Source organism: Enterococcus sp. XAF26B05_ASV22 (assembly GCF_056727285.1).
Window position 1 is genome coordinate 1,438,032 of sequence record NZ_CM161538.1, and the last position, 13,043, is coordinate 1,451,074.

General features: G+C 33.7%; 12 protein-coding genes and 1 other RNA gene. 10 read left to right on the forward strand and 3 right to left on the reverse strand.

The features are described from left to right. Positions 1-63: 63 nt before the first annotated feature. The 10 genes from AC1PU0_RS07095 to ssrA all read left to right on the forward strand — a co-directional run bounded on the left by AC1PU0_RS07095 (position 64) and on the right by ssrA (position 9,895). A complete protein-coding gene (locus AC1PU0_RS07095; RefSeq protein WP_069654717.1) occupies positions 64-405 on the forward strand; it encodes a PTS lactose/cellobiose transporter subunit IIA in 342 nt (113 codons plus the stop codon). A gap of 19 nt (positions 406-424) precedes the next feature. Next, positions 425-727, forward strand: a complete 303-nt coding sequence (locus tag AC1PU0_RS07100; protein ID WP_206850417.1) for a PTS sugar transporter subunit IIB — start codon at positions 425-427, stop codon at positions 725-727. 23 nt (positions 728-750) lie between these two features. Continuing rightward, a complete protein-coding gene (locus AC1PU0_RS07105; protein ID WP_206850418.1) occupies positions 751-2,010 on the forward strand; it encodes a PTS sugar transporter subunit IIC in 1,260 nt (419 codons plus the stop codon). An 11-nt stretch (positions 2,011-2,021) separates the two neighbouring features. Then, entirely contained in the window at positions 2,022-3,065 is a 1,044-nt protein-coding gene (locus AC1PU0_RS07110) for a tyrosine-protein phosphatase (RefSeq protein WP_206850419.1), read from the forward strand. A gap of 254 nt (positions 3,066-3,319) precedes the next feature. Continuing rightward, a complete protein-coding gene (gene licT, locus AC1PU0_RS07115) occupies positions 3,320-4,156 on the forward strand; it encodes a BglG family transcription antiterminator LicT (RefSeq protein ID WP_206838679.1) in 837 nt (278 codons plus the stop codon). Positions 4,157-4,320: 164 nt separating this feature from the next. Continuing rightward, positions 4,321-6,192, forward strand: a complete 1,872-nt coding sequence (locus AC1PU0_RS07120; protein WP_206838680.1) for a beta-glucoside-specific PTS transporter subunit IIABC — start codon at positions 4,321-4,323, stop codon at positions 6,190-6,192. Positions 6,193-6,231: 39 nt separating this feature from the next. Further along, entirely contained in the window at positions 6,232-7,662 is a 1,431-nt protein-coding gene (locus AC1PU0_RS07125; protein WP_479998793.1) for a 6-phospho-beta-glucosidase, read from the forward strand. A 770-nt stretch (positions 7,663-8,432) separates the two neighbouring features. Continuing rightward, complete coding sequence (locus AC1PU0_RS07130; RefSeq protein ID WP_206838704.1) at positions 8,433-8,909, forward strand: GAF domain-containing protein; 477 nt, start codon at positions 8,433-8,435, stop codon at positions 8,907-8,909. A 159-nt stretch (positions 8,910-9,068) separates the two neighbouring features. Next, complete coding sequence (locus AC1PU0_RS07135) at positions 9,069-9,392, forward strand: SMR family transporter (protein ID WP_206838706.1); 324 nt, start codon at positions 9,069-9,071, stop codon at positions 9,390-9,392. A gap of 135 nt (positions 9,393-9,527) precedes the next feature. Then, positions 9,528-9,895: a transfer-messenger RNA gene (ssrA, locus tag AC1PU0_RS07140) on the forward strand. A gap of 90 nt (positions 9,896-9,985) precedes the next feature. Here ssrA and AC1PU0_RS07145 read toward each other — a convergent pair. From AC1PU0_RS07145 to AC1PU0_RS07155, 3 genes are all read right to left on the reverse strand, one after another. Then, positions 9,986-11,131 carry a tyrosine-type recombinase/integrase gene (locus AC1PU0_RS07145; RefSeq protein ID WP_206849769.1) on the reverse strand — a complete coding sequence of 382 codons (1,146 nt, stop codon included), beginning with the start codon at positions 11,129-11,131 and terminating at the stop codon, positions 9,986-9,988. 72 nt (positions 11,132-11,203) lie between these two features. After that, the gene (locus AC1PU0_RS07150) at positions 11,204-11,917 is read right to left on the reverse strand and encodes an ion transporter (RefSeq protein ID WP_206849770.1); all 714 of its coding nucleotides are present in this window, start codon (positions 11,915-11,917) and stop codon (positions 11,204-11,206) included. 54 nt (positions 11,918-11,971) lie between these two features. Continuing rightward, positions 11,972-12,874 carry a helix-turn-helix domain-containing protein gene (locus tag AC1PU0_RS07155; protein ID WP_206849771.1) on the reverse strand — a complete coding sequence of 301 codons (903 nt, stop codon included), beginning with the start codon at positions 12,872-12,874 and terminating at the stop codon, positions 11,972-11,974. Between the last annotated feature and the right edge of the window lie 169 nt (positions 12,875-13,043).

A 13,043-nucleotide genomic window follows, 5' to 3' on the forward strand; every position in this document is an offset into this window, starting at 1 on the left:
TTGGCATGATTATTGCGTATATAACTATGAAAACTTATTTAGTGTTTGAAGGGAGAAAGACAAATGATTTCAGAGACAGATGTAATGCAGATTATTGTTTACGCAGGTAATGCCAAGTCATTGGCAATGAATGCAATTAAAGAGGCAAAAGGTGGAGAGATAGCAAGTGCGAAAAAAATATTTGAGGAGAGTAAACAAAATTTAAAAGTTGCTCATCAGCATCATACAGATATTTTACAAAAATTTGCGAGTCATCCAGAAGAAGCAGCTAATATGTTTTTGACTCATGCACAAGATCACATGATGGCGGCGATAACAGCCACAGATTTTACAAAAGAATTTATTGATTTACATGAAGAACTGCAACAATTGCGTATATTATTTAAAGAAGATGCAAAAAATTAAATGAAAAAGGATGATTAGGATGAAAATTACATTAGCATGTGCAGGCGGAATGTCAACAGGAATGTTAGTTAAAAAAATGGAGGATTATGCGGACTCACAAGGAATTGATGCAGATATTTCTGCTTGTGGACTTAGTGAATTAGAAGAAAAGGTATTGGGATCAGATATTATTCTATTAGGTCCTCAAGTTGGTTATCAACTGGAGGATGTAAAAAAAGAATATCCAGATATTCCAGTACTTGTCATTGAAATGATGGATTATGGCATGATGAATGGAGAAAAAGTTTTTAAAAAGGCTCAAGAGGTTATTGCACCTAATTAGGGGTAGTTAAAGGAGGAAGACGAATGTCTGAAACAAAAAAAAGTTCATTTATTAACGGATTGAATGTTTTTGTCAATAAGTTTTCAAATAATACGTTTGTTAAAAGTATAGCGAACGGCATGATGATGACCTTGCCAATTACAATAGTAGGAAGTCTTACAACGATAATTGGCATGATTCCGGGGTTACCTGAGATTGTTTTGAAAGCTTGTTCTTTGGGAACGTCTATTTCGAGTAATTTAATTACAATCTACGTGATTATTGGTATTTCTTGTGCAATGGCAAGAGAGAAAAAAGGGGATACGATTGCTTCAATTATTTTGTCTTTAGCAACGTTCTTCGTTTTAACACCAATAACTGCTTTTGATATTGGAAAAGAAAAACCAGTATTGGCTTTTGAATTAACTTATCTAGGATCAAAAGGAATCTTTGTTGGAATGATCGTAGCGTTGGTTGTCACTTGGATTTTTGCTAAGATGGTAGAAAAACGTATTACATTTAGAATGCCTGATAGTGTACCAACCGCAATCGCTAAGACTTTTGAAGCAATTGTTCCTGCTGCAATTATTTTTATCGTTGCTATCGTGATCAGTACCGCATTTGCTGAAACTAAATTTGGGAATATTCATGACTTTATTTATACTAATCTACAAACACCACTAGAAGCTTTAGGTGGATCTGTTTGGTCAGCGTTATTTATTATGTTTCTATCAGAATTATTGTGGTTCTTCGGTATTCATGGAAGTATGGTAGTAAGTTCTGTGATTGCAGTTTTATTTACAACACAAGCATATGCAAATATGGAAGCAGTAGCAGCAGGAGAAGCAGCTACAAACATTATTAACTCATTTTTCTTAGATGCATTTAAAGGCCCAAGAGCGTTAGCATTAGCAGTTATTTTAGTTTGGATGAGTAGAAGTGAAAAGTTTAAATCGATTGGGAAAATTTCCTTAGTTCCTAGTATATTTGGAATCACTGAACCAATGAAATTTGGTATTCCTATGATTATGAATGCAGTCATTTTTATTCCCTTGACTCTTTCAGCAGCTGTTTGCGTAGGAATTGCTTACTTGGCAACGATTATTGGTTTTCTACCAGTTATTAGTGTTAATGTTCCTAAAAATTTACCGACATTCTTATCTGGTTTTATGGCAGCAGGTTGGCAAGGATTAGTCGTTCAACTGATTCAATTTGTTGTGGTATTATTACTGTATTTGCCATTTATGAAAAAATTAGATAGTCAAGGGATTGCAGAAGAAACAGCAAACCTTGAGAAACTTTAGGAGCGTGAAAAATGCAAACACTTCAAGTGAAAAGAGATGCCGATCAATTATCAATCTATATACCAGAGGTAGCAGAACTTCCTGCTAAAATTTATTATGGAACTGACAGTTCAGTAATAAATAATACTTGCTATATCGAATTTGCAAGAAAAGGATGGCAAAGTTTTAAAGATCCTAATCCTAAAACACGCCTTTATTTTAAATTAGAAATAGATTCAGAGTTATTTATCGGAGCAGAACGGCGCTTGCCTTTAAATAATTTATATAATTGTCGTGACATGGGAGGCTATTATACAAAGGAAGACCGTTTAACACGCTGGGGAAATGTTTATCGTTCAGATGCTTTACATCAAATAGAGGAGACGGGTCAAGCCTATATTGTGGGAATGGGTGTGAAGACAATTATTGATTTTCGTTCACCAGAAGAAATATCCAAAGATCCAAATAAATTGATTTGGACAAGTGAGGTATTCAATTTCAATCCTCATGCAGACATTGCACAGCAAGCTAGTACGCAATCTGTTTCAAGGAAAGATGAAGAGAAGATAGCTCAATTAGAAATAATGGTTCAAACTCAAGAAGGTAAGGAACAACTGATCAAAAATCGAAATGTAATGATCAAACAAATGGAGCAGCTAGTTTTAGGAACAAATGCAATCAAAGCGTATAAGCAATTTTTTAAAAAGCTTTTAGAAGACGATGTAACTCCACTGATCTTTCATTGTCAAGGTGGAAAAGATCGAACAGGCTGGGCAGCGGCTTTATATTTAGGTGCTTTAGGAGTTGACAAAGATCAAATCTATCAGGATTATTTACTAACAGATAAAATGAATGCGCCAAGAAATGCAAAAAGAATGGCTATCTACAAAAAATATACAGAAAATGAAGACGTGTTAGCGTTTCTAAGTTCTTTGCAGCAAACGAGAAAAGATTATCTGGATGGGGCTTACAACACCGTAGAAAAGCACTATGGCACGATAACTGATTATTTAAAAGAAGAATTAGAACTAGATAATGGACTATTAGAAATACTAAAAAGTAAATACTTGTATTGATATACAACTATTATTAGCTAGGTAGAATAACTAAATCTGTCTTGCTAATGTCTATTTATTGTAAGTAATGATAGTATTGAATAGAAGTCACCTTTTTTTTAGCTAAAAGATGTTTTTCACCTTGTTGACAACGCTTTATTTTCATGTTTTAATAACAAGAGAAATCAAGATTGTTACTGAATGTTCAGGCTATACTTTATTTCTTTTTGTTAACATTAATTAGCTAGCTGGTCTAATCTCATTGAGGAGATATTATGAAAGTAAAAAAAGTAATCAACAATAATATTGTAAAGTCTCTTGATGCTGACAATAATGAAGTACTAGTGATGGGGAAAGGTATTGGCTTTAAAAAAAATATCGGTGATGTTATTGAGGATGTTCTTGTTGAAAAAGTATATACAAGTAATCCCGATTTAAATACAAATAAGCTCACTCAACTACTTTCCAATGTTCGTTTAGAACATTTACAGGTTGCTAATGAAATTATAGGATTTGCTAAAGTTTCCTTAGGCAAAAAGTTGAATGAAAATATCTATCTTACATTAACTGACCATATCGATTATGCAATTGAGCGACATAATAGCGGACTCCCCGTTAGAAACGCACTACTTTGGGAAATCAAGCGTTTTTATAATCATGAATATTTAATCGGAAAAGAAGCATTGAATATCATATCCAATCGACTGAATATTTCACTTCCAGAAGATGAAGCTGGTTTTATTGCATTACATATCGTAAATGCAGAACTAGATTTGTCACAAGTGAGTCAAGTGTCTGAAATGACAAAAGTCATTCAAAAAATCATTAATATTGTGAAATATCATTATAAGACCGATTTGGATGAATACACGCTAAATTATGAGCGATTTATTACCCATTTGAAGTTTTTCGTTCAACGTTTGTTTAGTGGAATAGAATTGGATAAAGATAAAGATGAAGGCTTCTTGTTTATGTTAAAGGAAAAGTACCAAGAAGAATACCTTTGTGCGTTGAAAATTCGTGAGTATATAGGAAAAGAATTTGATCGAGATCTGCAAGAGGATGAGATGATTTATCTGACTATCCATATCAGAAGAATAACCAACAATTAAAGGATTGTTACTGCGTCAAAGCAGGCTATACCTAAGAAAAATCTCTTTTAAATGAGAGGTTTCTTAGGTATTTTTTTATGGATTTCTGTTTATAGTAAAAGTCTATTACTTGTTTAAAATTAATTAACTCTAAGATTAAACTTTTAAAATTAGGAGGATGAATGATGAATTATCAAGAATTAGCTCAAACGATTATTGAAAAAATTGGTGGAGAGAAAAATATTTCTGGTTTAACACATTGTGCTACAAGATTACGTTTCAATTTGAAAGAAGAAGGAAAAGCACAAACAGACCTATTGAAACAAACAGATGGAGTGATGGGGGTTGTTTCAAAAGGTGGACAATACCAAATAATTATTGGTAGTGATGTAAGCAGTGTCTATAAAGAAATTTTAAAAGAAATACCTGTCTTAGATGGAGAGCACGTTGAAGCGAATGAAAAGGACGAACGTGGTACAGCTTCGAAAATTATAGATACGATTACAGGTATATTTACACCTATTTTGCCGGCGATTACTGCTGCCGGAATGTTAAAAGCTGTTTTGTCTCTTTTAGTTGTTTTTAATGCGATCGACAAAACAGGACAAACATATATTATTATCGATTTTATGGCAGATTCTGCATTTTACTTTTTACCTATTCTGTTAGCAGCATCGTCTGCCCAGAAATTTAAAACAAATATGTATCTAGCTATGATGGTTGGAGGGATTTTGTTACATCCAAACTTTGTTGGAATGGTGAATGCCATTAAGGAAGCTGGTGAAGGTGGTATTCATCTTTTCGGATTACCAATATCTGCAGTAACCTACGGATCATCAGTTATTCCGATTATTTTAGCGGTCTGGTTTATGTCTTTTGTTGAACCGATGGCGGATAAAGTATCACCTAAAGCAATCAAATTCTTTAGTAAACCGTTGATTACGATTGCAATTGTTGGAACTGTTTCTTTAGTAGTTGTTGGACCGTTGGGTTATTTCATTAGTGACGCTATTTCAAATGGAATCAAAGCATTGGAAAACTTTAGTCCGTGGTTAGTTCCAACGATTATTGGTTCGTTGACACCATTATTTGTAGCAACAGGAACACATTACGGTTTAGTACCGATCGGGATTAACAATCGTATGACAAGCGGCTATGATAGCGTGATCTATCCAGGAATGTTAGCATCGAACCTAGGTCAAGGAGCTGCTTCTTTGGCTGTAGGTGTGAAAAGTAAAGATTCTTCGATTAAACAATTAGCAGCTTCCGCTGGTCTAACAGGTTTGTTTGGCATTACAGAGCCTGCTTTATATGGGGTTAACTTGAGATTTAAAACACCTTTATATGCAGCAATGATTGGTGGAGGATTCGGTGGTTTATTTATGGGCATCACACGTGTTAAGAATTTTACTGGAGGTTCACCAGGCTTATTGACACTGCCAAGTTATATTGGTGATGATACGCTGAAACATTTATATATGGCTTGTATTGGTGCAGCCATCAGTATTGTGCTTTCATTTGTCATTTCCTATATTTTATACAGAGACCCAGTGACTGAAACTTCAAAAACAACGATTAAAAACAGCGAATCTAAAGAGAATGTTATCACAGAAGTTGTCACACCGATCAAAGGTGAAGTAGTGGACTTGAAAGAAGTTGAAGATGGAATGTTTTCAGAAGAAATTTTAGGAAAAGGTTTTGCAGTAAAGCCTATAGAAGGTGTTGTCTATGCACCAGTTTCAGGAACAGTAACTGCAGTGTTTGATTCCAAACATGCAATTGGTTTAACGAGTGATTCTGGTTTGGAGCTCTTGATTCATATTGGGATCGATACTGTTAAATTAAATGGTGTAGGATATGAATACTTTGTTGAAAAAGGTCAAAACATTAAAATAGGGGACAAACTTATTGAATTTGACTTAGAAAAAATCGCTGAAAAAGGCTATAATATAATTACGCCTGTTGTTTTAACAAATTCAACTGATTTTGGTGATATTATTACTTTAACTAAAACTTTGGCTGAACCAGGAGAACAAGTAATGAAAGTCATTCGTTAATAAGACTTTTATTCAAATAAATTAGTGGAGGATTTTGAAATGGCATTTAGAAAAGATTTTTTATGGGGCGGCGCAACAGCTGCCAATCAATGTGAAGGTGGCTATAAAGAAGGAGGACGTGGGTTAGCGAATGTAGATCTAGCACCTGTTGGACCAGATCGTTTTCCAGTGATCACAGGCGAGAAAAAAATGTTTGCGTTTGATGAGGACCATTTTTACCCAGCTCAAAATGCGATCGATATGTACCATCGTTATAAAGAAGATATTGCACTATTTGGCGAAATGGGTTTTAAGACGTACCGGTTATCGATTGCTTGGAGTCGTATTTTCCCTCTAGGAGACGAAACAGAGCCGAATGAAGAAGGCTTGAAGTTCTATGAGGATTTGTTCAAAGAATGCCGTAAACACAATATAGAGCCCCTTGTAACCATTACGCACTTTGACTGTCCAATGCATTTAGTAGAGAAATATGGCGCATGGCGCAGCCGTGAAATGGTTGGCTTTTATGAGAACTTATGTCACGTGATTTTCAACCGATACAAAGGCTTAGTAAAATATTGGCTGACCTTCAATGAAATCAATATGATTTTACACGCACCGTTTATGGGCGCTGGTCTTTACTTTGAAGAAGGCGAAAACAAAGAACAAGTCAAATATCAAGCGGCTCACCATGAGTTGTTGGCAAGTGCAATCGCAACAAAAATTGCGCATGAAGTCGATCCAGAAAACCAAGTGGGTTGTATGTTAGCGGCAGGCACAAACTATGCCTATACTTGTAAACCAGAAGATGTTTGGGCAACGAAAAAAGCGGATCGTGAGAATTTCTTCTTTATCGATGTGCAATCTCGTGGGGAATACCCAGCATATGCACTGAAAGAGTTAGAACGTGACGGGATTGTATTACCGATTGAAGAAGGTGATTTGGAACTACTGAAAGAACATACGGTAGACTTTATTTCATTCTCTTACTATTCATCTCGTGTGCAATCAACAGATCCAGCAGTCAATGAAAAAACAGCCGGCAATATTTTCGCTTCAGTGAAAAACCCATATTTAGAAGCAAGCGAATGGGGTTGGCAGATTGATCCGTTAGGATTGCGTGTGACAATGAATGACTTGTACGATCGTTATCAAAAACCATTATTTATTGTTGAAAACGGCTTAGGTGCTGTTGATACACCAGATGAAAATGGCAATGTGATCGATGATTATCGAATCGAGTATTTAGCAGCGCACATCCAAGCGATGAAAGATGCGGTAGAGCTAGATGGCGTCGACTTATTAGGGTACACAACATGGGGCTGTATCGATCTTGTCTCTGCCGGAACAGGCGAAATGAAAAAACGCTATGGTTTTATCTATGTCGACCGCGATAATGAGGGAAATGGCACCTTGAACCGTTCGAAGAAAAAATCATTTGACTGGTACAAAAAAGTGATTGCGACGAATGGAGAAGATCTGACGAACTAGATCTATTTCAATAAAAAATAGCAAAAGGTAAGGACGAATTTTGATACTCGTTCTTACCTTTACTTATTTGTTAATAAATAGACAGCGAAGAAGAAGGAGAATATCTCTTGGTTCTAAATAACTAACTTGATATTATTTGCGAGATGCTTATCAAAAATATACATAAAAAAGTTGTCTTGAACAAAAATCGATCAGGACAACTTTTTGATTATAATTTACCATAGTCATGTTGATGTTTTGGTGTATATTTCAAAAATGAATAGGCAGCAATAGTGATTGCCGATAGAGTTGCTCCTGTAACGAATATTTTTTTCATAGAACATCCTTCCTTTCAGTTAGAAATAACAACTATATAAATCAAGTGCAAAAGTTCTGCACATACGTGGACGGTAGGATTCGAACCTACACCTCATCAGGTCGAGAATAAACATCCGTTAGTCCTCAAAGAGTTTTAACACCACGTTCATCCACAAAGTTATTGGCTGTTTACCATGATTAAACTATACCCTTAACAGATTAAATCAAACATAAAAAAGCTTGAAAAAAGTGTGAATTCGTTTGAATTTGCTATGAAGAGTATGAATATATTACCGAATAAAAAAACAAAATCGTATGTTAAAACAGTTTCACTATATCAAGCAGGTAAAAGGTAGTATTCAAATTTTATAAGCAGAAACCGATAGTGAAAAGAAATAATAAGTCTATGGTATAATAAGTAACAATTAAAAAATTTCTTATTTATAAAACATAGAAAAGAGTGTGAACTGAAAATGTGGAAAACCAAAGAGGAAAAGAGCGCGACATACCAACTTTTAGTACAACAACAAGCCGTGATTATTGAAATTGAGCATGACAAAATCGCTAATCTTGCTAATTCTTCTGCACTACTAGCAGATGCATTACCTAATACCGTTTTTGCTGGTTATTACTTGTTTGATGGAGAAGAACTAGTCTTAGGTCCTTTTCAAGGGAAAGTTTCATGTACCCGAATTAAAATGGGAAAAGGTGTATGTGGAGAATCCGCAGAAAAGTGTGTAACATTGATAGTTGATGATGTAAAAAATCATAAAAATTATATCTCTTGTGATTCAGCTGCTCTATCCGAAATCGTTGTACCAATGGTCAAGGACGGAAAATTACTTGGCGTTTTAGATTTAGATAGTTCCGTAACACATGGTTATGATGAAATAGATCAGGAGTATTTAGAGCAATTTGTTCAAACGCTTTTAAAAGATACAGATTTTTAGGAGAGTACGAGCAAGCTTTTCGCTTAAGCTATTTTTACATGAGATAATGTTAAACATAGATAGAGTGGATGATATCCAGGTTAGAAATATACTTGAATTTTAAGAACGATTTTATGAAACAGTATTTGATGCAAGTAGACGAGGAGGAAAACTTTTTTGATAGGGTATGGATATCTTTTTATCGCTATAATAAGCGAAGTTATTGCGACAAATTTATTAAAAGCGACAGATGGATTCAGCAAATTATTGCCATCAGTTGAATGTTTGGTTGCGTATCTTGTCTGTTTTTATAGCTTATCTAAAGCAATAAAATATATGCCTTTAAATGTAGCATACGCATTATGGGGAGCGACTGGAATTATTTTGATCACGATTTTTTCGGTTGTATATTGGAAAGAACAGATCAATACACCAACAATTATTGGTATTGGTTTTATCATTATTGGAACGATTCTAGTCAATACTTTTGGAACCGGGCATTAATTTTTTGTCCAGAAATTACTCAAAGAGTGTTATTCGGCTGTAATAGAAAGGTAAAGAAACAAAAGCTGATCCTTTAAAATGCCAGAAAAATATGTTATACTAATGAAAGCGTATATTATGCTATTTAATCTTAACGGGGACGTTACGGATTCGACAGGCATAGTTGAGCTTGAATTGCGTTTCGTAGGTTACGTCTACGTAAAAACGTTACAGTTAAATATAACTGCTAAAAACGAAAACAATACTTTCGCTCTAGCTGCGTAAAAACAGCGGGTGAAGATCCTCCCGGCATCGCCCATGTGCTCGGGTAAGGGTCTCAAATTAAGTGGGATACGCTAAATTTTTCAGTCTGTAAAATTTAGAAGAGAACATCAGACTAGCGAGAGTTTGGGCCTGTTATGCGGCATAAACTTCAGCGAAGCCTTAAAATAGTATGACTATGAGCGTAGAAGTTTAAGTGACAATGTGTTTGGACGCGGGTTCGACTCCCGCCGTCTCCATTGTGAGACAATAAAAGGCGTTACAGATGTTGTTTTATCAACGTTTGTAACGCCTTTTTGTTTTGCTGATGTAGAGATTGATGTAGATTTAGTTTAGTTACTCATAAAATTAGCAAAACGTGCTGCAGTTTCATCTTTCTTTTGTTGAGAAACGTGAGCATAGATGTTCATCGTTGTTTGTATATCTGTATGTCCTAATCGGTCTTGTACTTCTTTGATTGATGCACCAGCTTCAAAGAGTAAACTACAGTGAGTGTGTCTAAATCCATGAGTAGTAATTGGTTTCAATTCATACTTATCACAAACTTGTTTCATGTATTTTCTAGTAACAGTGGGTTGTAAAAACTTATTTTTAAGATTGCTAAATACAAGTTGATTTCTATCCAATGTATTTATGCCTATCACAAAATAGTCTTTCTTTTGCGTTTTACGCCATTCTTTTAATATGTCTAGTGTTTCATCATCAACACTTACAACACGCTTAGAATTACCTGTTTTTGGTGTTTGAATGATAAGTTTAGACTCTTCACCACGAGTTAAAGTTTTGTTTATCGTGATTGTCTGATCTTCAAAACTTATGTCACTCCAGGTAAGAGCCAAAGCTTCACCTTTACGCATACCAGTATAAGCTAATACTCTAAATAATGAATAGATTTTTGGTTCGCTTTCTTTTGCAAGGCAATTGAAAAAAAGCGTTAATTCCTCTTTTGTATAGAAATTATCTTCTTTTTCCTCAATGGTTTCTTTCACCATAGGTTTGGTTACTAGTTTAGTTGGGTTAGTATTTATTAGTTCAATACGTATTGCATAATCAAAAACCATCCCTGCATAGTTCATTATCATATTAAACCGTTTAAGATTTTTAGACCAAAGGTTGATAGCCTTTTGACAATGTTGAACCTTAATTTTTTTAATCCTCATTTCACCAAAATAGGGGAGAATGTGATTTTTAAAAATTCGCTTTGTTTTAACAAATGTACTTTCCTTAACAGTATGTTGGTACTGTTCAATCCAATCATCATAAACTTGTTGAAAAGTGTAATTTACTTCGGTTGTTGAAATACCTGCTTCAAAATCAAGCCGCTTTTTATTTAACTTACTTTGGGCTTCTTTTTTTGTCTTGGCATTTCTGATAGTGACATTTACTTGTTTTCCAGTTACATAGTCAATTCCTAAATAAGCTGTTACCATCCATAACTTATCGCCATTTTTCTTTTTGTATTCTTTAAATGTAGCCATTTTGTTCTCCTTCTACTTGGGCAAGCAATGAGATACATAACTTTTGGCATCACTCCTTTCAATAGGGAATTATTATTTGCTAAGATCGTCTATTTTTTGTTCTAAATTCTCAATCTTTTTTATTAACAAATCAATTTTTTCTTCTGAAACATCTTCTTTGTCGGATTTATTAAAAAACTCAGTGATCGTAGATGTCAATATACCTATAAAACCAATACCTAAAAACATTAGTATTATAGCTGCTAACCTACCTAAAGGTGTAGCTGGTGAAATATCTCCATAACCAACTGTAGTTGTGGTAACTAATGCCCACCAAAACGCATCAATATAAGGAACATTTTCTGCATATGAATAGGTTAATGACGAAATCACAATTAAGACTATGCTAGCATATATTATTTTTAAAAATCCATTTGTATTTAAAAATGTTTTAGTATTGCGAGTTAATTTCCCTGTTACTCCAATTACTCGTGTTAGTTTTGCTAGTCGTCCAATCTTAGCTAATCTGAAAACACGTGCTACCCTGAAGAATGAAAATACTGAGTCAAACGGAATGATAGCAATCAAATCAAATATGTTTTGTTTGAAAAAGACTAATTTATTATCGGATTTATAAAATCGTACTAAATAATCTATTGCAAAAATTATTAGAATTGAATTATCAATATAACTATAAGGTTTTTCCGATATACTAAGGACATTAGAAAAATCCAATATTACCAAAGAGATTGAAACTAACGCTAGAAATACAATACTATAGCTATAAATGTTACTATATTTTTTCATTTACTTTCCCTCTATAATTCAATTTTTACATAGAATTATATCATACAATGAGTATTATTGATCCTTTATCAACGATACATGCAGATCCTCGATATTTATTTTATCATCTTTAAAAATAATCCTTTTCACTTCTTGCTCTAATTGGGTTGCAATCTCGATATCTCCAATGTCTCTAATAAGATCAATGAAATTGTGAATCTTGCTGTGATATTTCATATCTTTAGTTTTGATATAAAATATAATATTTTTAAAATATTGTATTGAAAATCTAAAGTAGTAGTTTGAATTATTCACGTCCATTTTTTCAGCTAGTTCAATTAATTCTAATGCAACTTTATACTCTCTACCATACATTACAATGCTTATTGCATTAATCAATCCTGTGTATGCGTATCGTTTAGTATCATGATCTCTGAGAGATTCTTCTTCTATTGGAAGAAGATGTTTCACAATAGTCGTTAATTGATCAGTTTTAAAAAAGTGAACTGTATTAACAAAAAGCAAATACTCATAGTATCCACAATATTTTTGACTTGTTAGATGATTGAAAATATGTTGTAGCTCAACAATAACGAGCTCGCCTAATTTCCAATTATTACTAAAATGAGCTTTCACAGTATAGTAGTACGCAAGTTCTTTCGAAGAACGAGAGAATTGGTATTCTTTGATATAATATTGTTGTAGTATATGATCTTTCAGCATTTGATCTTTTCTCAATGATGCTTGTCTTATTTTTATTGCGAAATCATTTGAAGGATCATCAAATATTGCGTATGAAAAAAACTCTCTCTCATTAATCCCTAAGATATTAATAATTTCATCTAGATCATTACTTTTTATGTTCCTTGTTCCATTTTCTATTCTTGATAAAGTAGAGCTGAATTTTGAAATATGTATGTCAGATTGTTTAAGTCCTTTTTTTAATCTGAATATTTTTATAGTTCTAGGAATATTCATTAGTATATCCTTTCTTATCGTTTGCCAAAAAAGCTAATTATATTGTTAATATCATAATATTTTGAGTTTATGTTAGTATTGCTTAACACGAAAGCAGTAATTATAAGGATAGAGCTTTGTGATTTTGGCAAATGAATTTTTTTTAACCTTTCCTTAATGAAAAAGCTTT